23 protein-coding genes are annotated in these 24,402 nt (G+C 72.5%); 18 read left to right on the plus strand and 5 right to left on the minus strand.

The features are described 5' to 3' along the window. The first annotated feature begins 49 nt into the window (after positions 1 to 49). Complete coding sequence (locus tag ACFVFQ_RS17920; protein WP_274913055.1) at positions 50 to 253, plus strand: hypothetical protein; 204 nt, start codon at positions 50 to 52, stop codon at positions 251 to 253. Here the strand turns inward: ACFVFQ_RS17920 and cofC are convergent. Next, on the minus strand, positions 234 to 1,007 hold the full coding sequence (gene cofC / locus ACFVFQ_RS17925; RefSeq protein ID WP_383416425.1) for a 2-phospho-L-lactate guanylyltransferase: 774 nt from the start codon (positions 1,005 to 1,007) through the stop codon (positions 234 to 236). The genes ACFVFQ_RS17920 and cofC overlap by 20 nt on opposite strands. A gap of 131 nt (positions 1,008 to 1,138) precedes the next feature. Between cofC and ACFVFQ_RS17930 the strand changes: the two genes are divergently transcribed. The 3 genes from ACFVFQ_RS17930 to ACFVFQ_RS17940 all read left to right on the plus strand — a co-directional run bounded on the left by ACFVFQ_RS17930 (position 1,139) and on the right by ACFVFQ_RS17940 (position 4,271). Next, positions 1,139 to 2,014: a lysophospholipid acyltransferase family protein gene (locus tag ACFVFQ_RS17930; RefSeq protein ID WP_383416428.1), complete on the plus strand. Its 876-nt coding sequence runs from the start codon at positions 1,139 to 1,141 to the stop codon at positions 2,012 to 2,014. After that, positions 2,011 to 3,012, plus strand: a complete 1,002-nt coding sequence (locus ACFVFQ_RS17935; protein WP_383416431.1) for an NAD(P)H-dependent glycerol-3-phosphate dehydrogenase — start codon at positions 2,011 to 2,013, stop codon at positions 3,010 to 3,012. Before ACFVFQ_RS17930 ends, ACFVFQ_RS17935 begins: the two co-directional genes overlap by 4 nt. 104 nt (positions 3,013 to 3,116) lie before the next feature. After that, positions 3,117 to 4,271: a D-alanine--D-alanine ligase family protein gene (locus ACFVFQ_RS17940; protein ID WP_383416434.1), complete on the plus strand. Its 1,155-nt coding sequence runs from the start codon at positions 3,117 to 3,119 to the stop codon at positions 4,269 to 4,271. A gap of 414 nt (positions 4,272 to 4,685) precedes the next feature. Here the strand turns inward: ACFVFQ_RS17940 and ACFVFQ_RS17945 are convergent, their stop codons facing one another. Continuing rightward, positions 4,686 to 5,180 carry a DUF3515 domain-containing protein gene (locus tag ACFVFQ_RS17945; RefSeq protein ID WP_383416437.1) on the minus strand — a complete coding sequence of 165 codons (495 nt, stop codon included), beginning with the start codon at positions 5,178 to 5,180 and terminating at the stop codon, positions 4,686 to 4,688. Positions 5,181 to 5,189: 9 nt separating this feature from the next. After that, positions 5,190 to 5,423 carry an Lrp/AsnC family transcriptional regulator gene (locus tag ACFVFQ_RS17950; protein ID WP_274913048.1) on the minus strand — a complete coding sequence of 78 codons (234 nt, stop codon included), beginning with the start codon at positions 5,421 to 5,423 and terminating at the stop codon, positions 5,190 to 5,192. Between the two features lie 158 nt (positions 5,424 to 5,581). Here ACFVFQ_RS17950 and ACFVFQ_RS17955 point away from each other — a divergent pair, with 158 nt between their 5' ends. Next, entirely contained in the window at positions 5,582 to 6,550 is a 969-nt protein-coding gene (locus ACFVFQ_RS17955; RefSeq protein WP_383416441.1) for a thiamine-phosphate kinase, read from the plus strand. Between the two features lie 9 nt (positions 6,551 to 6,559). Continuing rightward, complete coding sequence (gene thiD, locus ACFVFQ_RS17960) at positions 6,560 to 7,375, plus strand: bifunctional hydroxymethylpyrimidine kinase/phosphomethylpyrimidine kinase (protein ID WP_383416444.1); 816 nt, start codon at positions 6,560 to 6,562, stop codon at positions 7,373 to 7,375. A 133-nt stretch (positions 7,376 to 7,508) separates the two neighbouring features. Here the strand turns inward: thiD and rpmB are convergent, their stop codons facing one another. Beyond that, positions 7,509 to 7,694 carry a 50S ribosomal protein L28 gene (gene rpmB, locus ACFVFQ_RS17965; protein ID WP_006602870.1) on the minus strand — a complete coding sequence of 62 codons (186 nt, stop codon included), beginning with the start codon at positions 7,692 to 7,694 and terminating at the stop codon, positions 7,509 to 7,511. A 231-nt stretch (positions 7,695 to 7,925) separates the two neighbouring features. Between rpmB and ACFVFQ_RS17970 the strand changes: the two genes are divergently transcribed. The 9 genes from ACFVFQ_RS17970 (at position 7,926) to mutM (ending at position 18,180) form a co-directional block, all read left to right on the plus strand. Continuing rightward, a complete protein-coding gene (locus ACFVFQ_RS17970) occupies positions 7,926 to 9,572 on the plus strand; it encodes a DAK2 domain-containing protein (protein WP_383416448.1) in 1,647 nt (548 codons plus the stop codon). A gap of 133 nt (positions 9,573 to 9,705) precedes the next feature. Beyond that, on the plus strand, positions 9,706 to 12,705 hold the full coding sequence (locus tag ACFVFQ_RS17975; protein WP_383416451.1) for a helicase-related protein: 3,000 nt from the start codon (positions 9,706 to 9,708) through the stop codon (positions 12,703 to 12,705). A gap of 174 nt (positions 12,706 to 12,879) precedes the next feature. Continuing rightward, positions 12,880 to 13,479, plus strand: a complete 600-nt coding sequence (gene rsmD / locus ACFVFQ_RS17980; protein ID WP_383416456.1) for a 16S rRNA (guanine(966)-N(2))-methyltransferase RsmD — start codon at positions 12,880 to 12,882, stop codon at positions 13,477 to 13,479. Beyond that, positions 13,476 to 13,988 carry a pantetheine-phosphate adenylyltransferase gene (gene coaD, locus ACFVFQ_RS17985; RefSeq protein WP_383416459.1) on the plus strand — a complete coding sequence of 171 codons (513 nt, stop codon included), beginning with the start codon at positions 13,476 to 13,478 and terminating at the stop codon, positions 13,986 to 13,988. The genes rsmD and coaD overlap by 4 nt, the downstream gene beginning before the upstream one ends. A 128-nt stretch (positions 13,989 to 14,116) precedes the next feature. Beyond that, positions 14,117 to 15,229 carry a cell division initiation protein gene (locus tag ACFVFQ_RS17990; RefSeq protein WP_383416462.1) on the plus strand — a complete coding sequence of 371 codons (1,113 nt, stop codon included), beginning with the start codon at positions 14,117 to 14,119 and terminating at the stop codon, positions 15,227 to 15,229. A gap of 237 nt (positions 15,230 to 15,466) precedes the next feature. Beyond that, positions 15,467 to 16,054: a YceD family protein gene (locus tag ACFVFQ_RS17995; RefSeq protein ID WP_383416465.1), complete on the plus strand. Its 588-nt coding sequence runs from the start codon at positions 15,467 to 15,469 to the stop codon at positions 16,052 to 16,054. Between the two features lie 2 nt (positions 16,055 to 16,056). Continuing rightward, positions 16,057 to 16,230: a 50S ribosomal protein L32 gene (gene rpmF, locus ACFVFQ_RS18000; RefSeq protein ID WP_016578620.1), complete on the plus strand. Its 174-nt coding sequence runs from the start codon at positions 16,057 to 16,059 to the stop codon at positions 16,228 to 16,230. Between the two features lie 7 nt (positions 16,231 to 16,237). Then, complete coding sequence (rnc, locus tag ACFVFQ_RS18005; RefSeq protein ID WP_383416470.1) at positions 16,238 to 17,086, plus strand: ribonuclease III; 849 nt, start codon at positions 16,238 to 16,240, stop codon at positions 17,084 to 17,086. Positions 17,087 to 17,226: 140 nt separating this feature from the next. Next, positions 17,227 to 18,180 carry a bifunctional DNA-formamidopyrimidine glycosylase/DNA-(apurinic or apyrimidinic site) lyase gene (gene mutM / locus ACFVFQ_RS18010; protein ID WP_383416474.1) on the plus strand — a complete coding sequence of 318 codons (954 nt, stop codon included), beginning with the start codon at positions 17,227 to 17,229 and terminating at the stop codon, positions 18,178 to 18,180. Positions 18,181 to 18,211: 31 nt separating this feature from the next. Here mutM and ACFVFQ_RS18015 read toward each other — a convergent pair whose 3' ends face one another. Further along, entirely contained in the window at positions 18,212 to 19,150 is a 939-nt protein-coding gene (locus tag ACFVFQ_RS18015; RefSeq protein WP_383416477.1) for a CAP domain-containing protein, read from the minus strand. 132 nt (positions 19,151 to 19,282) lie between these two features. On the opposite strand from ACFVFQ_RS18015, the gene ACFVFQ_RS18020 reads away from it, so the two are divergent. The 3 genes from ACFVFQ_RS18020 to ACFVFQ_RS18030 all read left to right on the plus strand — a co-directional run bounded on the left by ACFVFQ_RS18020 (position 19,283) and on the right by ACFVFQ_RS18030 (position 24,202). After that, a complete protein-coding gene (locus ACFVFQ_RS18020; protein ID WP_376564081.1) occupies positions 19,283 to 19,564 on the plus strand; it encodes an acylphosphatase in 282 nt (93 codons plus the stop codon). A gap of 383 nt (positions 19,565 to 19,947) precedes the next feature. Beyond that, a complete protein-coding gene (locus tag ACFVFQ_RS18025) occupies positions 19,948 to 20,151 on the plus strand; it encodes a hypothetical protein (protein WP_039632428.1) in 204 nt (67 codons plus the stop codon). A gap of 376 nt (positions 20,152 to 20,527) precedes the next feature. Beyond that, complete coding sequence (locus tag ACFVFQ_RS18030) at positions 20,528 to 24,202, plus strand: chromosome segregation SMC family protein (protein WP_383416482.1); 3,675 nt, start codon at positions 20,528 to 20,530, stop codon at positions 24,200 to 24,202. The last annotated feature ends 200 nt before the right edge of the window (positions 24,203 to 24,402 follow it).

A 24,402-nucleotide genomic window follows, 5' to 3' on the forward strand; every position in this document is an offset into this window, starting at 1 on the left:
GCCCGGCCCGCGGTGCGTGATCCGTCAACACCCCGTCTACGCTGGCCCCATGCAGGCCACCGCGTACACCTACGACGAGACGACCCGCGCCGGCAGCGTGCTGCTGGACGACGGGACCCCGCTGCCCTTCGACGCGGCGGCCTTCGACGCGGGCGGCCTGCTCCTGCTGCGGCCCGGTCAACGCGTGCGGATCGAGGTCACCGGCGAGGGTGCCGACCGGCGGATCGTCCTCGTCACGCTCCAGACGCTCTGAGCGGCGGCACGACCGCACCCGGGGCGTCCGCGCCGTCCGCGGCCACCGGGACGTCACGAGGGCCCGGAATGGCGCCGACGCCCGCCCACGCGGCCCAGCCCGGCACCCGCGGGGCCTGCCGGGCGGTGTGCGGGCCCACGCCCAGCGCCAGCGCGGCCCGCAGATCGTCGCCGGTGTCCACGTCCCGGCGCACCGACGGCACGTCCGGCGCGAGGATCTCCCGGGCACCGGACGCCAGGTGGCGGGCCCGCGAGGCGCCGCCGAAAGCCGGGTCCAATTCCGTACCGGAAGTCGCGGACAGAAGCGTTGTCCCGATATCCGCCGCATCCGCGAGAAATGCGCGGGGAAAAAGCGCGGCGGAATGGAGGACCATCGCCAGCTCAGCCGGGCGGAGCGCCGGCAGATCGGCGTTCAGCGCGGCGACCGGAGCATCGGGTCGGTGCGCCCTTACCACGGCCGCACCGTGGGCCAGTGCGGCATTCAGCCCGTTGGCCGGAGCGTCCGGCACAATGCGCGCCCCCAACGCCGTCAAGTGCTCCCCGGCCACTGGATCGTCCGTGACAACCGCCACATCCCGCACGTCCGCGCAGGCCAGCGCGGCAGCCACGGTGTCCAGTGCGAATGCCAGCGCCAACCGCGGCCGGAACTCCTCACCGGCGGCTTCGGAGAGCCTGCTCTTGGCCCGCACCAGCGGTTTCAGCGGCACAACGAGGCTCCAGCGCACATCCGCTCCGTCTCTTCGCATCGGGATCATTCTCACCTGCCGCCGGGCCTTTCCTTCAGCGACGGGGTTACGGTGTTCTCGACATAGCGGGTACGCGGGGCGACACTTGTGCGGCTGCCGGCTCGCAGCAGCTTCGCAGGTCCCACAAGGAGGGTGTCCCAGTGTCCCGCCGCAGAATCGGCTTCTGGTACCGCTTGGCCGCGGTCATCTGCAAACCGCCGCTCTTGGTTCTGTTCAAGCGGGACTGGCGGGGAATGGAGCACATTCCGGCCGACGGCGGTTTTATTACCGCGGTCAACCACAACTCGTATCTTGATCCGCTCTCCTATGCGCACTATCAGTACAACACCGGGCGGGTCCCGCGATTCCTCGCCAAGGCCGGGCTCTTCAAGAGCGGCTTTGTCGGCATGGTGATGCGCGGCACCGGACAGATCCCCGTCTACCGGGAAACCACCGACGCCGCCACCGCCTTCCGGGCCGCCGTGAACGCCATCGAGAAGGGCGAATGCGTCGCCTTCTACCCGGAGGGCACCCTCACCCGCGACCCCGCGCTGTGGCCCATGCAGGGCAAGACCGGCGCCGCCCGGGTCGCGCTGCTGACCAAGGCACCGGTCATCCCCGTCGCCCAGTGGGGCGCCAACGAGGCGATGCCGCCGTACGCGAAGGAGAAGAAGCTCCGGCTCCTCCCGCGCAAGACGCTGCGCGTCAAGGCCGGTCCGCCGGTGGACCTCAGCGAGTTCTACGACCAGGAGCCCACCGCCGAGGTGCTGCGCGCCGTCACCGAGAAGATCATGGCGGCCATCACCGTCGAACTGGCCGGAATCCGCGGCGAAGCCGCGCCGGCCGAACCCTTCGACTACCGCAAGGAAATCGCCAGGGAACGGCGGGCCGCCCGCGAGGCCGCGCGGGCCGCGAAGGCCGCCGAGGCGGCCCGTACCGACGACGCCGTCCTGGAAGCGGCCGAGTCCGCCGCACCGGCCGTCCCCACGCACACCACCCGAAGCACCCGACAGGCACAGGAGGATGAAGGCAAGTGACGCGCTGCGCCGTCTTCGGCACGGGGTCCTGGGGCACCGCATTCGCGATGGTGCTCGCCGACGCGGGATGCGAGGTGACCCTGTGGGGGCGCAGAGCGGCCCTCGTTGACGCCATCAACACCGGCCGCACCAACCCGGACTACCTGCCGGGCGTCGAACTCCCCGCGGGCGTACGGGCCACCACCGATCCGGCCGAGGCCGCCCGCGGCGCGGACTTCACCGTCCTTGCCGTGCCCTCCCAGACGCTGCGCGCCAACCTTGCCGAGTGGGCGCCCCTGTTGCCCTCCGACACCGTTCTGGTCTCCCTGATGAAGGGAGTTGAGCTGGGCACCGCCAAGCGCATGAGCGAGGTCATCGAGGAGGTCGCCAAGGTCCCCGCGGAACGCGTCGCGGTGTTGACCGGGCCCAACCTCGCCAAGGAAGTTGCCGCGAAGCAGCCCGCCGCGGCCGTGGTCGCCTGCGCCGACGAGGACGTCGCCCGCCGCCTCCAGACCGCTTGCCACACCGCGTACTTCCGCCCGTACACCAACACCGACGTGGTGGGTTGCGAACTGGGCGGCGCGGTCAAGAACGTCATCGCCCTCGCGGTCGGCATTGCCACCGGCATGGGCCTGGGCGACAACGCCAAGGCGTCCCTGATCACCCGGGGATTGGCCGAGACCACCCGGCTCGGACTGGCCATGGGCGCCGACGCGCACACCTTCGCGGGCCTGGCGGGCATGGGCGACCTCGTCGCCACCTGCTCCTCGCCGCTCTCCCGCAACAACACCTTCGGCACCAACCTCGGCCGGGGCATGTCCCTGGCGGAGACCATCGCGGTCACCAAGCAGACCGCCGAGGGCGTCAAGTCCTGTGAATCCGTGCTGGATCTGGCCCGCAAGTACGGCGTCGACATGCCGCTCACCGAGACCGTGGTGGAGATCGTCCACGAGGGGAAGCCGCCGCTGGTGGCCCTCAAGCAGCTGATGTCCCGCAGCGCCAAACCGGAGCGGCACTGAGCGCCCACCCGGTGCCACCGCCCCTCGACGACGCCGCTGCGCGGCGGCACCTCCCGCCCCGCCGCGCCGCCGCAACCGCTACCAGCAGGTACCCTCAAGCCGATATGAGCAGCGAGACCACCTCCCACAAGCCCCGCGTCGCCGTCGTGTTCGGCGGCCGCAGCTCCGAGCACGCCATCTCCGTGGTCACCGCCGGAGCCGTGCTGGCCGCCATCGACCGCGACAAGTACGACGTGCTGCCCATCGGCATCACGACCGACGGCCGCTGGGCGCTGACCGCCGACGACCCCGCGCGGATGGCGATCACGGACCGGCGGCTGCCCAGCGTGGCCGAGCTCGCCGAGGGCGGCGACGGCACGGTGGTGCTCTCCGCCGACCCCACCAGCCGCGAGGTCGTCTACAGCGAGCCGGGATCGGTCCCCAAGGTCCTCGGTGAGGTCGACGTCGTCTTCCCCGTGCTGCACGGCCCGTACGGCGAGGACGGCACCCTCCAGGGCCTGCTGGAGCTGTCCGGGGTGCCCTACGTCGGCTCCGGGGTGCTCGCCTCGGCCGTCGGCCAGGACAAGGACTACATGAAGCGGGTGTTCGCCTCCTTCGGGCTGCCGGTCGGCCCGTACGTGGTCATCCGCCCCCGTGAGTGGGAGCAGACCGCTCCGAACGGAGAAAAGGGCGCCGGGGCCCGCAAGAAGATCGTGGACTTCGCCGGTGAGCACGGCTGGCCGCTGTTCGTGAAGCCGGCGCGGGCCGGCTCGTCCATGGGCATCAGCAAGGTCGACGACCTCGCCGGGCTGGACGAGGCGATCGAGGAGGCGCGGCGCCACGACCCCAAGATCATCGTGGAGTCGCTGCTGCGCGGCCGCGAGATCGAGTGCGGGGTGCTGGAGTTCGAGGACGGCCCGCGGGCCAGCGCGCCGGCCGAGATCCCGCCGGTCACCGCGCACGACTTCTACGACTTCGAGGCCAAGTACATCGACTCGGCCGCCGGCATCGTGCCGGCGCCGCTGACCGACGAGCAGACCGCCCGCGTCCGGGAGTTGGCCGTCGAGGCATTCGAGGCGGCGTCCTGCGAGGGACTGGTCCGGGCGGACTTCTTCCTGCTGGACGACGGCGAGTTCGTGATCAACGAGATCAACACACTGCCCGGTTTCACGCCCATCTCGATGTACCCGCGGATGTGGCAGGAGAGCGGCGTCAGCTACCCGGAACTCATCGACCGGCTCCTCCAGGCCGCCCTGCGCCGCTCAACGGGGCTGCGCTGAGCGGGGCGTTGGGGGCGGGCGAACAGATCCCCTAGGGGATGGGCGCGCCCCCTGCGGGGCCTCAACGCGTGTGGGGCGGGCGGGTATTCCCGGGCGTCCACCACGCACCGGCCCGCCGGCCCACGCCGTCGCGGCGGTCGCCCGTCGGTGCGGCGGTCGCTCGTCCCGTGCAGTGGCCGCCCGTCCGCGTGGCAGTCGCCCGTCGGTGCGTGCGGTGCGTCGGGCGTCTTGGCTTCCTGGTGACTGCTGACTGCTGACTGCCGGCTGCCGAAGTGCCCGGTGCGTCCGGCGAGTTGGCTCACACCGGTCCATCGGCCCCGCGCCGGCGGGTCCAGTGCTCCGGAGCCCAGTCGTCGGGTTGGCCACCGTCGGGCACCGGCCTCCCGTCGGACGCTGGTTACCCGCCAGCGTCGACTACACGCCGGCCGGAATGCTTCGCCGCACCGCGTTCGCGAGGTCCGGGAGGACGTTGACTTCCGGGGCGTACTTCCCCGGCACCGTCACCTCGACGTAGACCTTCCGCAGCACCGTCGTGAAGCGGTAGCCGTCGTCCTGCTTCTCGAAGAGCCACTGGACGCCGTCGACTTCCGCGGAGTCGGGGTTGGGGTTGTAATGTTCACTTCCGTGCCTGAGCACCTCCGGCTGGGGCACCCCGCAGCGCAGCTCCACGGCAGGATCGCCCCATATGGCAGTGAAGTCCGAGACCGGCTCGGCGGTACCCCGCGTGAGCCCGTCGACGGTCCGCGGCAGGTCCTGGTGGAGCGCCCGGCAGGCCCGTGCGGCTTCGCCCGTGGGGGCGGGCGCCGCGACCTCCGGGGCAGACGAGCACCCCGCGACCGCACTGACAACGGCGAGCAGGGGCAGGACGGCCAGGTACCGGCGTGGGGCGCGTATCACCCGGCCGAGCATACGGGGGAGCTAGAGATGGACCACCGGGCAGGTGAGCGTCCGCGTGATGCCTTCCACTTGCTGGACCTTCGCGACCACCATGCGACCCAGTTCGTCGACGGTGTCCGCCTGGGCGCGCACGATGACGTCGTAGGGTCCGGTCACGTCCTCGGCCTGGAGCACGCCGGGCAGCTTCGCGATGACCTCCGCCACCGCCGAGGCCCGGCCGACCTCGGTCTGGATCAGGATGTAAGCCTGTACCACGGAACCTCCAGGGCGGCTACGAGGATCATGTGGGAAGAAGGGACGCCACGGTACCGCGTCACCGAGCGGAGCGGGGAGACCCGCGCGGTGAACGCGGTCGGTGCGGCGCCGTCGTCAGCCACGTACGGACCGTCCGTACACATCGGAAGGGCAACAGCATGAAGGGCACCGTGGGCGAGCTGGGGGAGTTCGGGCTTATCAGAGAGCTCACCTCCCGGCTCACCTCCACCCCCGCCGTACGGATCGGGCCTGGGGATGACGCCGCGGTGGTCACCGCGCCGGATCGCAGGGTCGTCGCCAGTACCGACATTCTCCTCGAAGGCCGGCACTTCCGTCGCGACTGGTCGACCGCCTACGACGTCGGCCGCAAGGCCGCCGCGCAGAACCTCGCCGACATCGCGGCGATGGGCGCGGTGCCCACCGCGATCCTGCTCGGCCTGGTCGTCCCCGCCGAACTCCCCGCGACCTGGGCGACCGAGCTGATGGACGGGCTGCGCGACGAGTGCCAGGTGGCCGGCGCCGCGGTGGTCGGCGGGGACGTGGTCCGCGGCGACACCATCACCGTCGCCATCACCGCCCTCGGCGACCTGCGCAACCAGGAGCCGGTCACCCGGGCCGGTGCCCAGCCCGGTGACGTGGTCGCGGTGACCGGCTGGCTCGGCTGGTCCGCCGCCGGCCACGCGGTGCTCACCCGCGGCTTCCGCTCCCCGCGCGCCTTCGTGGAGGCGCACCGCCGCCCCGAACCCCCGTACCACGCGGGCCCGGCCGCGGCCGCGCTCGGCGCCACCGCCATGACCGACGTCAGCGACGGGCTCGTCGCCGACCTCGGGCACATCGCCGACGCCAGCAAGGTCCGCATCGACCTGCGGTCGGCCATGATCGACATCCCCTCGCAGATGTCCGACATCGGCACCGCGGTCGGCGTGGACCCGATGCAGTGGGTCCTCAACGGCGGCGAGGACCACGCCATCGTCGCCACCTTCCCGTCCGACGTGAAGCTGCCCGCCCGTTGGAAGGTGATCGGCGAGGTCCTCAACCCCTCGGCGCTGCCCCAGGTGACGGTGGACGGCGCCCCCTGGGCCAAGGCCGGTTGGGACCACTTCGGCGAGAACGGGGACGCCGAGTAGATTCGCGGCATGGAGACACCACCCCGCGTGCTGACCGTCGCCGGCTCCGACTCCGGCGGCGGTGCCGGCATCCAGGCTGACCTGAAGACGATGCTGGCGCTGGGCACCCACGGCATGAGCGTGCTGACCGCGGTCACCGCGCAGAACTCCCTGGGCGTCCAGGGCGCCTGGGAGCTGCCCGCCGAGGCGGTGCGGGCCCAGTTCCGCAGCGTCGTCGACGACATCGGCGTGCAGGCCGTCAAGACCGGGATGCTGTCCTCGGCCGCGCTCGTCACGACCGTCGCGGAGCTGCTCGCCGGCCTCACCGCCCCGGTGGTCGTCGACCCCGTCGGCATCTCCAAGCACGGCGACGCGCTGCTGGCCGCCTCCGCCCTGGACGCGGTCCGCACCAAGCTGCTGCCGACCGCGACCGTCGCCACCCCCAACCTCGACGAGGTCGCCCAGCTCACCGGCGTGCGGGTCACCACGGCGGACGGGATGCGGCGGGCCGCCGACGCGATCTTGGCCTTCGGGCCGCGCTGGGTGCTCATCAAGGGCGGCCACCTGCCGGCCGATGCGGCCGATGCCGCGGGTGCCGCCGTGGACCTGCTCACCGACGGCGTCGAGGAGCACTGGCTGCGCGCTCCCCGTCACGACAACCGGCACACCCACGGCACCGGCTGCACCCTCGCCAGCGCCCTCGCGGCCCGGCTCGCCCAGGGGGACACCGTCCCGCAGGCCGCCGCGGCGGCGAAGGAGTACGTCACCGGCGCGATCGCGGCCGGCTTCCGACTGGGCGCGGGCATCGGACCGGTCGACCACGGCTGGCGGCTGCGCACCCGCTGAGCGCGCCGGGCCCCGGACGCACGGCAGTCCCCGGCGGGCTCACGGCTGCCCCAGACCAATGGCAAGAAGCCGGCCCACCTGACGGTGGACCGGCTTCCTAAGCAACCGGCGGGGCTGCGCTGCGGCTAAGGCGTCAGCGCGAGACCTTGCCGGCCTTGATGCACGAGGTGCAGGCGTTCAGCTTCTTCGGCGTGCGCCCGATCACTGCACGCACCGTCTGGATGTTGGGGTTCCAACGACGGTTGGTGCGGCGATGCGAGTGCGAGACACTCTTGCCGAAGCCCGGCCCCTTGCCGCAGACGTCGCAGTTGGCAGCCACGGGTCACTCCAAAGACTTCAGATGCACTTACGGGAAACCTGGCGGGTCGAGTGCATAGCCGTGCCGACGCCGACAGGAGAGGAATGGCCCGATTTTCATCGGGCAACCGGAGCAGCATACAACGGCCGCTCCTGCAGGACGAAACTACCACGTAGCCTCCGGCCCCCGCCCCGGCCTCCCGCCCCGACCGCGGCTACTGTGCGGGTGCATCCCGCGACCCAGGAGGACGATGTGCCAAACCCGCTCGACGCCGCCGCGGTCCGCACCTGGTGCGGTCTGGCCCTGGAGGCGCTCGGACGGGAACGCGAGCGGATCGACGCGATCAACGTCTACCCGGTCGCCGACGGGGACACCGGCACCAATCTCTATCTGACGCTGGAGTCGGCCGCCCGCGCGGTCGAGGCCGCCTTCGACGGCCATGCCTCCGCCGGCACCGAACCCGGTCTCGCGGACGCCGTCGGCGCCATGGCGCACGGCGCCCTCATCGGGGCGCGCGGCAACTCCGGCACCATCCTGGCGCAGCTACTGCGCGGGATGGCCCAGGTGTTGGCCACCGCCCCGGCCGACGGTGGCGGCGCCGCGGACGCCCTGCGCGCGGCGCTGCGGCGGGCCGCGACGGCGGCGTACGAGGCGGTGGCGCACCCCGTGGAGGGCACCGTGCTGACCGTGGCGACGGCCGCCGCCGACGCCGCCGAGCGCCCCGCCGACGGGCCCGCCGCGCTCGCACGGGCCGCCTACGAGGGCGCCGCCGAGGCGCTGCGGGCCACCCCCGGGCAGCTCGCGGTGCTGGGCAGCGCGGGGGTGGTGGATGCCGGCGGCTGTGGACTGGTGGCCCTGTTGGGCGCGCTCGCCGACGCGCTGTCCGGGGAGGTCGGCGCCGCCCCCGTCGCCGTACGGGCCGGTGGGGCGCTCCCGTTGGCCAGCGGTTGCGATGCGGTGGTCCGGGACGGCTGCACCGACCCGCACGCCGGCGGCCCCGCCTTCGAGGTGATCTACCTGTTGGAGGCCGGGGACGCGGAGGTGGCCGAGCTGCGCGGCCGGCTCGACCGGCTCGGGGACTCGTTGGTGGTGGTCGGCGGGGACGGGCTGTGGAACGTCCACGTCCACGTCGACGACGCGGGGGCCGCGGTGGAGGCCGGCATCGAGGCCGGCCGGCCGTACCGGGTCCGGATCACCCACTTCGGCGCCGCCCCCCGGGCCAAGGAGCCGGAGCTGGCGGCCCGGGCCGTGGTCGCGGTGGTCCCCGGCGTCGGGCTGGCCGGGCTGTGTGCGGAGGCCGGCGCGACCCCAGTGACCGTCCGCCCCGGGGAGCCGCCCGCCAGCGGCGAGTTGGTCCAGGCGATCCGGCAGGCCCGCGCCCGCGAGGTGATGCTGCTGCCCAACGACCCCGAGCTGCGGCACACCGCGGCGGCCGCGGCCGAGCAGGCCCGGGCCGAGGGCATCCGGGTCGCGCTGATCCCGACCCGCTCCGCCGTGCAGGGCCTCGCGGCGCTGGCGGTCCACGAGCCGGGCCGCAGCTTCGACCAGGACATGGTCGCGATGACCGCAGCGGCCGGCGCCACCCGCTACGCCGAACTGGCCGTCGCCGAGCACCGCTCCTGGACGATGGCCGGGGTCTGCCAGGCCGGGGACGTGCTCGGCCTGATCGACGGCGACGTCGCGGTGATCGGGCCCGACCTCGCCCGCACCGCGACGACGGTGCTGGACCGGATGCTCTCCGCGGGCGGCGAACTGGTCACCCTCGTCCTCGGCGCGGACATCCCCGACGAGCTCGCCGCACACCTGGAACGGCACGTCCGGGAGCGCCACCTCGCGGTGGACACGGTCGTCTACGAAGGCGGCGAATACGCGGCGCCGCTGCTGATCGGCGTGGAATAGCGAACGCCTCGATACGCGTCCCGATACACGCCCCGATACCGCGTCGAAATCCGTGTCCCGGATATCTCCCGGCCCGGAATTCCCGGCCGCGGAAAGCGGCGGTGGTGGCTCGTTGTCAGTGGCGTGGTGTGCAATGGAACGCGTGGCAGCGCTCGATGAACCCCTGAAGAAAATCCTCGGCGGCACCACCGCGAAGGTGCTGGCCGAGCACCTCGGCCTGGAGACGGTCGGCGATCTGCTGCACCACTATCCGCGCCGCTATGCCGAGCGCGGTGAGCTGACCCGCCTCTCCGACCTGCCGTTGGACGAGCACGTCACGGTCGTCGCCCGGGTCGCCGACGCCCGCGTGCTGACGTTCAACCACGGCCGCGGGCAGCGCCTGGAGGTCACCCTCACCGACGGCAGCGGCCGGCTCCAGCTGGTCTTCTTCGGCAAGGGCATCCACAAGCCACACAAGGAGCTGTTGCCGGGCCGGCGCGCGATGTTCGCCGGCAAGGTCTCGGTCTTCAACCGCAAACTCCAGCTGGCCCACCCGGAATACGCCCTCCTCGACCAGGACGCCGACAGCGATGCCGTCGACGCGTTCGCCAACCAGCTCATGCCGATCTATCCGGCGTGCCAGCAGATGGCCTCCTGGAAGATCGCCAAGGCGGTCGACGCGGTGCTGCCCAGCGCCCAGGACGCCGTCGACCCGTTGCCCCCGGCGCTGCGCGAGGGCCGCGGACTGGTCCCGCTCGCCGAGGCGCTGCTGAAGATCCACCGCCCCGGCACCAAGGCCGACATCGCCGACGCCCGCGCCCGGCTGAAGTGGGACGAGGCGTTCGTCCTCCAGGTCGCGCTGGCCCGCCGCCGCCTCGCCGAGACCCAACTCCCCGCCGTGCCCAGGCGGTTGAGCCCCGGCGGGATCCTCGACGCGTTCGACGCCCGGCTGCCGTTCACCCTCACCGAGGGTCAGTCGAAGGTCAGCCGGGAGATCTTCGACGACCTGGCGACGGAGCACCCGATGCACCGGCTGCTCCAGGGCGAGGTCGGCTCCGGCAAGGCCCAGCCGCTGGATGCCCTGGTGCTCACCCCGCGCGGCTTTCGCCCCATGGGCGAGATGGCGCCGGGCACCGAAGTGGTCGTGCCCAGTGGGGAGATCGCTCTGGTGGACGGGGTGTTCCCGCAGGGCGAGCGGGAGGTGTGGCGACTGGTGCTCGCCGACGGCAGCGCGATCGAGTGCGACGACGAGCACCTGTGGATCGTCTCCTCGCGCACCACCGGCGAGCGGGTGCTGACCACCCGCGAGCTGCGGTCCGCCCTGCTGGACGAGGACGGCCGCCCCCGGTGGTCGATCGCCCCGGCCACCCCGGTGGACCTCGACGACGGCGGCCACCGCCCCCTGGAGCCCTACGCGTTGGGCCGGACGCTGGGTGCCGGCGGCAGCGGCCCGATGGGCCACACCGTCCCCGACGCGTACCGCAACGCCCCCGTCAAGGGCCGCCGGGCGCTGCTGCACGGCCTGTTGGACGCCGGCGGTGAGCGGCGCGGCACCGACGGCACCCTGCGCGCCGCCCCGGCCCCGCTGGCCGCCGATGTCGCCTGGCTGGCGCGCTCGCTGGGCGGCACCGCCCGCACGACCCCCGTCGACGACGGCCGCGTCGAGGTCGCGTTGACGCTCCCGGAGGACGGGGCGGGCCACGAGCGCGCGGTCACCGCCGTCGAGCACGTCGGCCGCCGGCCCGTCCAGTGCATCAGCGTCGCGCATCCCTCGCGCGCCTATGTGACCGACCACTTCACGGTCACGCACAACACCATGGTCGCGCTGCGCGCCATGCTCGGCGTCGTCGACAGCGGCGGCCAGGCGGCGATGCTCGCGCCCACCGAGGTGTTGGCCCAGCAACACCACCGCTCCATCACGGAGATGATGGGCGATCTGGCCGAGGGCGGGATGCTCGGCGGCGCCGAGAAGGGCACCAAAGTGGTGCTGCTGACCGGCTCGATGGGGGCCGCGGCCCGCCGCCAGGCGCTGCTCGACCTGGTCACCGGCGAGGCCGGCATCGTCATCGGCACGCACGCCCTGATCGAGGACGTGGTGCAGTTCCACGACCTCGGCCTGGTCGTCGTCGACGAGCAGCACCGCTTCGGCGTCGAGCAGCGCGACGCCCTGCGCTCCAAGGGCAAGCAGCCGCCGCACCTGCTGGTGATGACGGCGACGCCGATCCCGCGGACGGTCGCCATGACGGTCTTCGGCGATCTGGAGACCTCGGTACTGGACCAACTCCCCGCCGGACGGTCGCCGATCGCCAGCCACGTGGTGCCGGCCAAGGACAAGCCGCACTTCCTCGCCCGGGCCTGGGAGCGGGTCCGGGAGGAGGTGGCCGCCGGCCACCAGGCGTATGTGGTCTGCCCGCGGATCGGCGACGACGAGGACGAGTCCGCGCCCAAGGGGAAGGCGGCCAAGGAGAAGCCCGCCAAGGGGAAGAAGCCCAAGGAGGCGTCCCCGGAGGCGAGTTCGCCGGAGGATCTGGCCGAGAAGCGCCCCCCGCTGGCGGTGTTGGACATCGCCGAGCAGTTGCAGAAGGGCCCGCTCGCCGGGTTGCGGGTCGCGGTGCTGCACGGCCGGATGGCCCCCGACGACAAGGACGAGGTGATGCGCCGCTTCGCCGCCGGTGAGTTGGACGTCCTGGTCGCCACCACCGTCATCGAGGTCGGGGTCAACGTCCCCAACGCCACCGCCATGGTGATCATGGACGCGGACCGCTTCGGCGTCTCCCAGCTTCACCAGCTCCGCGGCCGGGTGGGCCGCGGCTCGGCCCCCGGACTGTGCCTGCTGGTCAGCGAGATGCCCGAGGCCAGCCCGGCCCGCGCCCGGCTCGCCGCGGTCGCCGGCACCCTCGACGGCTTCGAGCTCTCCCGCATCGACCTCGAACAGCGCCGCGAGGGCGACGTCCTCGGCCAGGCGCAGTCCGGCGTCCGCTCCTCGCTGCGGATGCTCGCGGTCATCGACGACGAGGAGGTCATCGCGGCCGCCCGCGAGGAGGCCACCGCCCTGGTCACCGCCGACCCCGAGCTGACCGGCTGTCCCGAACTGCGGACCGCGCTGTCCGCCCTGCTGGACGAGGAACGGGAGCAATATCTGGACAAGGGCTGACGCCGCACCCCGCCGCACGCCCCCGCCCGGTCGCGGCCCGCCCCGTGAGAACGATCACGGGCGGCCGGCACCGGGGGCGGTCCCGCCGCGTAGAGGACGGACATATCGTGGGAGAGCGGAGCCCGGCCGGGCGCCCGCCCCTCTTCCGACCACGTTCAACGTAAGGACGGGCCCATGACCCGCGTGATCGCCGGCGCCGCCGGCGGCCGCCGCCTCGCCGTACCACCGGGCAACGGCACCCGCCCGACCTCCGACCGCGCGCGGGAGGGGATGTTCTCCACCTGGGAGTCGCTCGACGGCCCGTTGGCCGGCGCCCGGGTGCTCGACCTCTACGGCGGTTCCGGCGCGGTCGGCCTGGAGGCGCTCTCCCGAGGCGCCGCGCACGTCCTGCTGGTCGAGGCCGACGCCCGCGCGGTCCGCACCATCCGGGAGAACGTCAAGGCGGTCGGCCTCCCCGGCGTCGAGGTGCGCCCCGGCAAGGCCGAGCAGATCGCCGCGACCCCGGCCCCCCACGCCCCCTACGACGTCGTCTTCCTGGATCCGCCGTACGCGATCAGCGACGACGACCTCCGCGAGATCCTGCTCACACTCCGTGGTCAGGGGTGGCTTGCGGAGGAGGCACTCGTCACCGTGGAACGGAGTACCCGGGGCGGTGCGTTCGCCTGGCCGGACGGATTCGAAGCGATCAAGGCCCGTCGCTACGGCGAGGGGACGCTTTGGTACGGTCGCGCCGCTTCGGTGTCAGCCGAATCGACGTCAGCAACCGTGTCATGAACGGACCGGAGAGCGAGGAGACGAAGTTGCGCCGCGCCGTCTGTCCGGGGTCCTTCGACCCCATCACCAACGGGCACTTGGACATCATCGCCCGGGCCTCCAAGCTGTACGACGTCGTCCATGTCGCCGTCATGATCAACAAGTCCAAGCAGGGCCTGTTCACGGTCGAGGAGCGGATCGACCTCATCAGGCGGGCCACCGCCGAGTTCGGCAACGTCGAGGTCGAGGCGTTCCACGGCCTGCTCGTCGACTTCTGCAAGCAGCGCGACATCCCCGCCATCGTCAAGGGCCTGCGCGCGGTCAGCGACTTCGACTACGAGCTCCAGATGGCCCAGATGAACAACGGCCTCTCCGGGGTGGAGACGCTCTTCGTGCCCACCAACCCCACCTACAGCTTCCTCTCCTCCAGTCTGGTCAAGGAGGTCGCGGCCTGGGGCGGTGACGTCTCCCACCTGGTCCCGCCGTTCGTCCTTACGGCGCTGACCGAACGGCTCCGTAACAAGGCATGACCCACCGTCCGGTGCGGTAGGACCGGCACATTCCTGACGGATCGTCAGGAGGTGTCGGGGCGGGGGATTCTGGCCGTACAGTCGTCCCGTTCCGTCCTTCCGATCCTGCAGAGAGTGGCGAGTCCAAGGTGGACGTCCAGAAGAAGCTCGACGACATCGTCCAGGCCGTCGGCAACGCCCGGTCCGTGCCCATGTCGGCCTCGTGCGTGGTCAACCGCGCCGAACTGCTCGCCCTGCTGGAGGAAGTGCGCACCGCGTTGCCCGGTTCCCTGGCGCAGGCGCAGGAACTGCTCGGCGGGCGCGAGCAGATGGTGGAGGAGGCGCGAGCCGAGGCCGAGCGGATCATCGAGTCCGCGCACAGCCACCGCGGTTCGCTGATCTCCGACACCGAGGTGGTCCGGCAGGCTCAGGAAGAGGCGGACCGGCTCCTGGCCGAGGCGCGCGCCGAGGCCGAGGAGATCCGCGCCCAGGCCGACGACTACGTCGACAGCAAGCTGGCCAACTTCGAGGTCGTGCTCACCAAGACCATCGGCGCCGTCGACCGCGGCCGGGAGAAGCTGCTCGGCCACGGCCCGGGCCTGGACGAGCAGGGCTACGAGGACACCGAGGCCCCCGAGCGCAGCGCCGATCCCGCGACCCTCACCCAGCGCGCCGACGCGTACGTGGACGCCAAATTCGGCGCGTTCCAGGCCGTGTTGACCAAGACCCTGGAGGCGGTCGGCCGCGGTCGGGACAAGCTCCAGGGCGCCCGCGCGATCGACGAGCTCGGCGCCCACCTCGCCGCGCAGGGCGACCCGCAGTCCGCCGCCCCGCCGCAGGCCGACGCGGACTACCTCGCGGGCCTGGCCGGCGTCGCCCCCGCCCAGAGCGACCCGCAGCCGCTGCCCCAGGAGCCGCAGCCCGCCTACTACGACCAGGTCGCCGCCTACCAACAGCCGACCGACTACGCCTACCAGCAGCCCGAGCAGCTCTCCTACGCTCAGCAACCGGACCCGTACGGCTATGACTGGCAGCAGGTCCAGCAGCCGGCCGCCCAGATCCCGCAGCAGGGCTACGACGCCGCCGGCTACCAGCAGCCACAGGTGCCCCAGCAGGCCCAGCAGGCCCAGCAGGCCCAGCAGGCCCAGCAGGCCCAGCAGGCTCCCGGGCCCCAGTCCGATGCCCTAGACGAGACCAGCCTCTTCGACACCAGCCTGATCAACCTCGACCAGCTGCGACAGTACGAGGAGCGTCGCCACTAGGTCCTGCCCGACGGGCCATGACCCGGCCCCGTCCTGGTGCGCACGGCTGCGCGGCCGGGAAGCGCAGGTGCGGATTGGGCCTAACGGGGGCCGTCCAGTATCCTGACTGTTCGGTCGCGTGTATGCCCGCGATCAACGCTGCCCGCACGCCGGACCCCGGCCGCGGACAACGGATTAGCGCAGTACGAGAAAGCAGGAAAGTCCTTGGGCCCCCGCCTCGACCATCGTTCCCCGCTCGTGTTCGACACGCGCGAGCTGGGGCGTCGTCCCGGCACGCTCAAGCGGCTCTCCCGCTCCGTCGAGGCCCCCGCGGACCTCGGCAACGAGGTCATCGGAGCGCCCCAGGGCGCGCCGGTCGAGCTCGACCTCCGCCTGGAAGCGGTCATGGACGGGGTGCTCGTTACGGGTACCGCCCGTGCGACCGTGAAGGGGGAGTGCGTAAGGTGTCTGGAGCCGCTGGAGCGAGTGCTCGAAGCGGATTTCCAGGAGCTGTTCGCCTACCCCGACGCCGACGCCCGGACCACCGCGTCCGACGACGACGCCGAGGACGAGGAGGACACGTTCTACATCGAGGACGATCTGTTCGACCTCGAACCCGTGCTGCGGGACGCGGTGGTGCTCGCACTGCCGCTGCAGCCGGTGTGCCGGGAGGACTGCCCTGGCCTGTGCTCCGAGTGTGGGGCGCGGCTGGCGGACGACCCGGACCACCACCACGACGCCGTCGACATGCGCTGGGCGGCACTGCAGGAACTCGTCGAGTCCAACCAGGGCCGCGAGAAGGACAATGAACCCCGCGACGGCGGGGATGAACCTCAGGAGAAGTAGCCGTGGCTGTTCCGAAGCGGAAGATGTCGCGCAGCAACACGCGCCACCGCCGGTCGCAGTGGAAGGCTGCGGTCCCCACCCTGGTTGCGTGCGAGCGCTGCCAGGAGCCGAAGCAGCAGCACATCGCGTGCCCGAGCTGCGGCACCTACAACAAGCGCCAGGTCATCGCGGTCTGAGCGGCTGGTGACAGGCACTGTGTCTAGCCCGAAGAAGGCAGAAGACGGCCATGCGTCACCCCGCAAGCGCGGCGACGACACGGCACCGACGGACACGGCCTCGTCCCTCTCGCTTCTGGAAGGGCGGCTCGGGTACACACTTGAGTCCGCCCTTCTGGTGCGTGCACTGACGCACCGCTCGTACGCCTACGAGAACGGCGGTCTGCCCACCAACGAGCGACTCGAATTCCTCGGGGATTCGGTGCTCGGCCTGGTGGTCACGGACACGCTGTACCGCATCCACCCGGACCTGCCGGAAGGCCAACTGGCCAAGCTGCGGGCCGCGGTGGTCAACTCGCGGGCGCTCGCCGAGGTGGGCCGCGGCCTCGACCTCGGCGCCTTCATCCGCCTCGGACGGGGCGAAGAGGGCACGGGCGGCCGGGACAAGGCCAGCATCCTCGCCGACACCCTCGAAGCGGTGATCGGCGCGGTCTATCTCGACCAGGGCCTCGACGCGGCCGGCGAGCTGGTACACCGGCTCTTCGACCCGCTCATCGAGAAGTCCTCCAGTCTGGGCGCCGGCCTCGACTGGAAGACCAGTCTCCAGGAGCTCACCGCGACCGAGGGCCTCGGTGTCCCGGAATACCTGGTCACCGAGACCGGCCCGGACCACGAGAAGACCTTTACTGCTGCCGCCCGCGTCGGTGGTGTCTCGTACGGCACCGGCACCGGCCGCAGCAAGAAGGAAGCCGAGCAGCAGGCGGCCGAGTCCGCGTGGCGCGCGATCCGCGCCGCGGCGGACGAGGCGGCGGGGAAGGCGCCGGACGGCGTCGACCCGGCTCAGGCTTCGGGCGACACCCCGTCGCCGGCACACTGAAACATCCGCTTCTGACCCCTCCCGGACGGCCCGGTCGGCCGCCCCGGGCGGGGTCAGAAGCTTTTCCACGAGCCTTTCCGGAAGTCCGGTGACTCCGCCGTGGGTCCCTGACTCCGTCCCGACGAGCGTGAGGAGTGCCCGTGCCCGAGTTGCCCGAGGTCGAGGTCGTCCGGCGCGGCCTTGCGCGCTGGGTCAGCGGCCGCACCATCGACACCGTCGAGGTCCGCCACCCGCGCGCGGTCCGCCGGCACCCCGCCGGCGCGGACGACTTCGCCGCCCGGCTGACCGGGCTGCGCATCGGCCCGGCCCGTCGGCGCGGCAAGTACCTCTGGCTCCCGGTGACCGGCGGCGGCCCGACCGTACAGAGCGCCGCCGAGGGCATCGCCCCGATCGTCACCCCCGACGTCACCCACGGCCTGGCGATCCTCGCCCACCTCGGCATGAGTGGCCAACTGCTGGTCCAGCCGCAGGACGCCCCCGACGAGAAGCACCTGCGGATCCGGATCCGCTTCGCCGACACCGACACCGAGGTCCCCGCCGAGGCCGCCGGCACCGAGCTGCGCTTCATCGACCAACGCACCTTCGGCGGCCTCTCGCTGCACGACACCGTGCCCGGCGACCCCGACCTGCTCCCCGACGTCATCGCGCACATCGCCCGCGACCCGCTCGACCCGGCCTTCGACGACGCCGCCTTCCACGACGCGCTGCGCCGCCGCCGCACCACGATCAAGCGCGCGCTCCTCGACCAGACCCTGATCAGCGGCGTCGGCAACATCTACGCCGACGAGGCGCTGTGGCGCGCCAAGCTCCACTACGACCGGCCGACCGCCACCCTCACCCGCCCCCGCACCGCCGAACTGCTCGGGCACGTACGGGACGTGATGACCGCCGCGCTGGCCGTCGGCGGCACCAGCTTCGACAGCCTCTACGTCAACGTCAACGGCGAGTCCGGCTACTTCGAGCGCTCCCTGGACGCCTACGGACGCGAGGACGAGCCCTGCCGCCGCTGCGGCACCCCGATCCGCCGCCGACCCTGGATGAACCGGTCCAGCTACTTCTGCCCGCGCTGCCAACGCCCGCCCCGGCCGAGCTAGCGAAGAGCGGGCCCGGGCGGCTCCTTGGCGATCAGAAGCCGAACTCCTGGGCCCACCACGGCCCGCCCGGGCCGAAGTGGGCGCCGACGCCGAGGGTCGTGTACTCGCAGTTGAGGATGTTGGCCCGGTGTCCGGGGCTGCTCATCCAGGTGTCCATCACCGACCGCGCATCGGCCTGGCCCCGGGCGATGTTCTCCCCGCCCACGTCCGCTATGCCCTGCGCGCGGGCCCGGTCCCAGGGCGTGTGGCCGTCCGGGTCGGTGTGCCCGAAGAAGCCGCGCCGCGCCATGTCGTCGCTGAACCGCTGGGCCAGACCGGCCAGTTGGTCGCTGGCGGTCACCGGCGAGCAGCCCGCCCGGGCCCGCTCCTGATTGACCAGCCGGACCACCTCGGCCTCGGCCGCGGACTCGGTGCTCCCGGCTGCGGTCGGGCGGACGCTGGGCGACGCGGACGGTCGGGGCGCCGCGGTGGTCGGCCCGTCGGTGGGCCGCGCGGTCGGCCGGTCGGTGCCCTCCGGGGCGGGGGAGGCGGCACCCCGGGACGCGGAGGAGGATGCGGACGGGGCGGCGCTGGGGGACGCGGGGGAGGAGGCCGGGACGGTCCGCCCGGCGCCCCGGGACGCGGTCGCCCCGCCGCTGTTCCGGCCCGTCGGGGCCGGGAGGCCGGCCGTCGGTGCGGCGGCGCTCTCCTGCGGCACGGCGTCCGACGGCGCATCGGCGCGGATCCGGTCGGGGCGGCCGCCGCCGCTCACCTCGAACCGCCCGCCGCCGGGCACGAATCCGGACGTCACCGCCACCGCGCCCATCGCCACCGCCGCGGAGGCGCCGAGCAGCCCGGTGCGCACCGGCGTGCTCCGGCGGGGCGCCGCCCGGTGCCCGCGCCGCCCCGCCGGCGCGTCCGTCGACCCGTCAACAGGCCCCGTACGAACGGCTTCTAAAGCGTGGGGAGCAGAGCGTCGATGGCGACCCATCCGCAGAGGTTCCTTCCGTCCCGCGTCAAAACAACTCACTCGAAGGAGTGAGTCCTCGCTGTCGGGGGACTGTACGCCATGACGCAAGGGGCGGATGTGCTTGCTGAGCAATTGGCCGGTTAACGTGCACACATGAACGAGCAGGTGCGCATGACCGCGTGGGTACGCGGACGGGTCCAAGAGGTCGGGTTCCGTTGGTTCACCCGGGCGAACGCGCTGCGCATCGGCGGACTCATCGGCTTCGCGGTCAATCTCGGCGACGGCCGCGTCCAGGTCGTCGCGGAGGGCACGAAGGACCGTTGCGAGCAGCTGCTGGAGTGGCTCCGCACCGGGGACACGCCCGGGGCGGTCGCCGGCGTCACTGAGATTTGGGCCACGCCGCGGGGCGGTTACGACGGCTTCGAGATCCGCTGACGGGGCCACCCGGGCCCGTCCCCGCGGCCTCTTCCGGCGCTCCCGCCGGTGCGCTTCCGTGAGCTGCTTACAGGAGATAAGCGCTGGTGGTTGCCAACTCGGCCGACCCGTGGAAGGCTGCCGCTGTACGGATGATCTCCACGCCCCGCGGGACCTTTCTGGCGAGTGGCGCGCCCTGTCACGGTGGCCGCGCACTCACGGGTGCCCGAGGATACGGGGCGTGATCGTGTTGACCCTCCATCCGTTTGGTGAGACTCTGGAATCCCCGCGCACCTTAGCTGTTTGGCATTGAGTACACCTGGAGAATGACAAGCACCGCGGGTGCGAATCCCTCACGACCCACACCGCTTCGGTCGGTCACTCATTGTGGAGGACCATCCATCATGGCAAAGGCGCTTCTCGGTTACGTCGGCGGCTCCGACCCCCGAGTCCTCGCCGAGATGCGACGGCTTCAGCAGCGCGTCCAGGACCTCGAATCCGAACTCATTCGGATGCAGGCCGAGAATGACATGCTCTCCGCTGCCGCGCGTCGCGACGACTCGGTGCTCGACATCGACGTACCCCAGGCGGAGCCCGCGCTCACCTGACCCCAGACCAGGGCCGGACGGGCTGCACGCCAGCCGCTTGAGGCACCGCTCTTCTCAAGATCTGCAAGGGACGCTTCGGCGTCCCTTCGTCATTTCCCCCGTCGTTTCGCCCCTTGGGCAATTCCGTCTTGGTCGGGCTTTTCTCTCCGGCCGTCAGGGCATCTCGTGCCCCTTCGGTCACTTCCGTCGCGCGGTGTTTCCCCAGCCCCTCGGTGTCGTCCTTACCGCATGATGTGCCCCTCCCTTTACCCGGTGAAACCGATGCGTTCTCCGGTCCGGGGAAACCGGGGGTGAACGGCGGCGGATACCCGGGGGCCGTACGGTCGTCGGAATGTTGCGGAGGGGGCGCGCGGGGCGGCCGGTATCGTTCAAAGACGTGCATCTGAAGAGTCTGACCCTGCGAGGCTTCAAGTCCTTCGCCTCCGCCACGACGCTGCGGTTCGAACCGGGCATCACCTGCGTCGTGGGGCCCAACGGTTCCGGCAAGTCCAATGTCGTGGACGCGTTGTCATGGGTGATGGGGGAGCAGGGGGCCAAATCGCTGCGCGGCGGGAAGATGGAGGACGTCATCTTCGCCGGGACGACCGGGCGGCCGCCGCTCGGTCGCGCCGAGGTGTCGCTGACGATCGACAATTCCGACGGCGCCCTGCCCATCGAATACGCCGAAGTCACCCTGACCCGGACCATGTTCCGCAACGGCGGCAGCGAGTACCAGATCAATGGCGACACCTGCCGGTTGCTGGATATCCAGGAACTCCTCTCGGATTCCGGTATCGGCCGCGAGATGCATGTGATCGTCGGCCAGGGGCAGCTCGACTCCGTGCTGCACGCCGATCCGATGGGCCGCAGGGCGTTCATCGAGGAGGCCGCCGGCGTGCTCAAGCACCGTAAGCGCAAGGAGAAGGCGCTGCGGAAGCTGGACGCGATGAAGGCCAATCTCGCCCGCGTGCAGGACCTCACCGACGAGCTGCGGCGGCAGCTCAAGCCGCTCGGGCGGCAGGCCGCGGTCGCCCGGCGGGCCGCCGTGATCCAGGCCGATCTGCGCGACGCCCGGCTGCGGTTGCTCGCCGATGACCTCGTCACGCTGCGTCGGGCGCTGGCCGCCGAGATCGCGGACGAGGCGGCGCTGAAGGAGCGTAAGGAGGCCGTGGAGGCGCGGCTTCGGACGGCGCAGCAGCGCGAGGCGGCGTTGGAGGCGGAGGTCCGGGCGTTGGCGCCGCGGGTGCAGCGGGCGCAGCAGACTTGGTACGAGCTGTCGCAGCTCGCCGAGCGGGTGCGCGGCACGGTGTCGCTGGCCGAGGCCCGGGTGCGGAGTGCGGCGGCGGCTCCGCCGGAGGAGCGGCGTGGCCGGGACCCCGAGGAGTTGGAGCGGGAGGCCGCCCGGATCCGCGAGCAGGAGGCGGAGTTGACGGCCGGGCTGGAGGCGGCGAGCCGGGCGCTTGAGGACACTGTGGAGCACCGGACCGCGCTGGAGCGGCAGTTGGCCGAGGAGGAGCGGCGGTTGCGGGATGCCGCCCGGGCGTTGGCCGACCGGCGCGAGGGGCTGGCCCGGCTCAGCGGCCAGGTCACCGCCGCCCGCGGTCGGGCCGCCTCGGCGCGGGCCGAGATCGAGCGGCTGGCCGAGGCCCGGGACGCCGCGCAGTCCCGGGCGGTCGCGGCGCAGGAGGAGTACGAGCAGCGCAGGGCCGAGGTGGACGGGCTGGACGCGGACGACGAGGAGATCGCCGGTCGGTACGAGGCGGCCCGGCGGGAGTCGGCCGAGGCGGAGGCCGCGCTGAGCGCGGCGCGGGAGGCGCTGACCGCGGCCGAGCGGGAGCGCGCCGCGACCGCCGCCCGGCACGATGCGCTCGCCCTCGGGCTGCGCCGCAAGGACGGCACCGGTGCGCTGCTGGCCGCCGGGGATCGGATCAGCGGGCTGCTCGGGCCGGCGGCCGAACTGCTCACCGTCACGCCCGGGTTCGAGGTCCCGGTGGCGGCCGCGCTGGGCGCCGCGGCGGATGCGGTCGCGGTCACCGACCCGGCCGCGGCCGCGGCGGCGCTGCGGCTGCTGCGCGCGGAGGACGCGGGGCGGGCGGCGCTGGTGTTGGCAGGCAGCCGGCCGGCGCGGGTGCCGGCGCCGGCCCGGGCGCGGGAGGAAGTGGAGGCCGTGGCGGCGGTGGAGGCCGTCGAGCGGGCCGGTGGGGGCGAGGCGTCCGGTGGGGCCGGTGGGGGCGGCGTCGCTCCGGCGCCGGGGGCGGGTGGCGGGCCGGTGCCCGCTACGGAACTGGTCAGCGGGCCACGGGAGTTGACCGGTTCGGTGGCCCGGCTGCTGCGGGACGTGGTGGTGGTCGGGACGTTGGCGGAGGCCGAGGAGGTGGTGGCGGCGCGGCCGGAGCTGACCGCCGTCACCGCGGAGGGCGATCTGCTGGGGGCGCACTTCGCGCAGGGCGGTTCGGCGGGGGCGCCGAGCCTGCTGGAGGTCCAGGCGTCGGTCGACGAGGCGGCCGCGGAACTCACCGAGCTGGCGGCGCGCTGTGACGAACTGACCGAGGCGCGGCGGGATGCGGAGCGGCGGCGGGCCGAATGCGCCGCGCGGGTCGAGGAGTTGGACGCCCGGCGGCGCGCGGCCGACCGGGAGAAGTCGAAGGTCGCCGGGGACTTGGGGCGGCTGGCCGGGCAGGCGCGGGCCGCCGCGGGGGAGGCGGAACGGTCCGCCGCGGCCGCCGCCCGGGCCGAGGAGGCGCTGGCGCGGGCCACCGAGGAGGCGGAGGAACTGGCCGCCCGGCTCGCCGCGGCCGAGGAGGCCCCGGGCGCGGCCGACGAGGAGCCGGACGCTTCGGTGCGCGACCGGTTGGCCGCCGATGGGGCCAATGCCCGGCAGACCGAGATGGAGGCCCGGCTCCAGGCGCGTACGCACGAGGAGCGGGTCAAGGCGCTCGCCGGGCGGGCGGACGGGCTGGACCGGGCGGCGCGGGCGGAGCGCGAGGCGCGGGCGCGGGCCGAGCGGCGGCGCGCGCGGCTGCGTCATGAGGCGGCGGTGGCCGGGGCGGTGGCCTCGGGCGCGGGTCAACTGCTGGCGCACATCGAGGTGTCGGTGGTCCGGGCCGAGGAGGAGCGGGCTGCCGCGGAACGGGCCAAGGACGAGCGGGAGCGGGCGCTGGCGGGCGCGCGTGAGCAGGGCCGCGGGCTGGCGACCGAGTTGGACAAGCTGACCGACTCGGTGCACCGCGGCGAGGTGTTGGGCGCGGAGAAGCGGCTGCGGATCGAGCAGTTGGAGGGGCGGGCGCTGGAGGAGCTGGGGGTGGAACCGGCCGCGCTGACGGCGGAGTACGGGCCCGACCAGCCGGTCCCGCCGTCCCCGCCGGCCGAGGGCGAGACGCTGCCCGAGGACCCCATGCACCCGCGGAACCTGCCGGTGCCGTACGTGCGGGCCGAGCAGGAGAAGCGACTGCGGGCCGCCGAGCGGGCGTACCAGCAGCTCGGGAAGGTGAACCCGCTGGCGCTGGAGGAGTTCGCGGCGCTGGAGGAGCGGCACCGGTTCCTCAGCGAGCAGCTTGAAGACCTGAAGAAGACCCGGGCCGATCTGCTGCGGGTGGTCAAGGAGGTCGACGAGCGGGTCGAGCAGGTCTTCACCGAGGCGTACCGCGACACCGCCCGGGAGTTCGAGGGCGTCTTCGCGCGCCTCTTCCCGGGCGGCGAGGGGCGGTTGGTGCTGACGAACCCGGACGACATGCTGGCGACCGGGGTGGACGTGGAGGCGCGCCCGCCGGGGAAGAAGGTCAAGCGGCTCTCGCTGCTGTCGGGCGGGGAGCGCTCACTGACCGCGGTGGCGCTGCTGGTGTCGATCTTCAAGGCGCGGCCCAGCCCGTTCTACGTGATGGACGAGGTGGAGGCGGCGCTGGACGACACCAATCTCCAGCGGCTGATCCGGATCATGGCGGAGCTCCAGGAGAGTTCCCAGCTCATCGTGATCACGCACCAGAAGCGGACGATGGAGGTCGCCGACGCGCTCTACGGCGTCTCGATGCAGGGTGACGGCGTCTCGAAGGTGATCAGCCAGCGGCTGCACTGAGCCCGCCGGGCCAGGGCCGGCGACAGATCCCCAACGGGCCTTCTCCGCCTGCCTGTCTTCGCCTTCTCAAGATCAATTCAGAACTTGAATGGAGGCTGCGCTGGACGGGTGAGGAAGACGTCAGGTTTCGGGTATTGACTTCGAAACTTAAAGGCATAGTCTCTGCAACGTTGCTTTTACCTTCAAGTGGTGGGTACCCC

This window comes from Streptomyces sp. NPDC057743 (assembly GCF_042798755.1).
Classification (GTDB): domain Bacteria; phylum Actinomycetota; class Actinomycetes; order Streptomycetales; family Streptomycetaceae; genus Streptomyces.

Excerpts from the sequence above, each read along its gene's own strand:
- coaD (WP_383416459.1), top strand. The coding sequence starts at position 13,476 with ATGAACGGACCGGAGAGCGAGGAGACGAAGTTGCGCCGCGCCGTCTGT.
- ACFVFQ_RS18020 (WP_376564081.1), top strand. The coding sequence starts at position 19,283 with ATGAACGAGCAGGTGCGCATGACCGCGTGGGTACGCGGACGGGTCCAA.
- thiD (WP_383416444.1), top strand. The coding sequence starts at position 6,560 with ATGGAGACACCACCCCGCGTGCTGACCGTCGCCGGCTCCGACTCCGGC.
- ACFVFQ_RS17975 (WP_383416451.1), top strand. The coding sequence starts at position 9,706 with ATGGAACGCGTGGCAGCGCTCGATGAACCCCTGAAGAAAATCCTCGGC.
- rsmD (WP_383416456.1), top strand. The coding sequence starts at position 12,880 with ATGACCCGCGTGATCGCCGGCGCCGCCGGCGGCCGCCGCCTCGCCGTA.
- ACFVFQ_RS17920 (WP_274913055.1), top strand. The coding sequence starts at position 50 with ATGCAGGCCACCGCGTACACCTACGACGAGACGACCCGCGCCGGCAGC.
- ACFVFQ_RS17945 (WP_383416437.1), bottom strand. The coding sequence starts at position 5,180 with ATGCTCGGCCGGGTGATACGCGCCCCACGCCGGTACCTGGCCGTCCTG.
- ACFVFQ_RS18025 (WP_039632428.1), top strand. The coding sequence starts at position 19,948 with ATGGCAAAGGCGCTTCTCGGTTACGTCGGCGGCTCCGACCCCCGAGTC.
- ACFVFQ_RS18015 (WP_383416477.1), bottom strand. The coding sequence starts at position 19,150 with ATGGGTCGCCATCGACGCTCTGCTCCCCACGCTTTAGAAGCCGTTCGT.
- ACFVFQ_RS17940 (WP_383416434.1), top strand. The coding sequence starts at position 3,117 with ATGAGCAGCGAGACCACCTCCCACAAGCCCCGCGTCGCCGTCGTGTTC.
- ACFVFQ_RS17955 (WP_383416441.1), top strand. The coding sequence starts at position 5,582 with ATGAAGGGCACCGTGGGCGAGCTGGGGGAGTTCGGGCTTATCAGAGAG.
- cofC (WP_383416425.1), bottom strand. The coding sequence starts at position 1,007 with ATGATCCCGATGCGAAGAGACGGAGCGGATGTGCGCTGGAGCCTCGTT.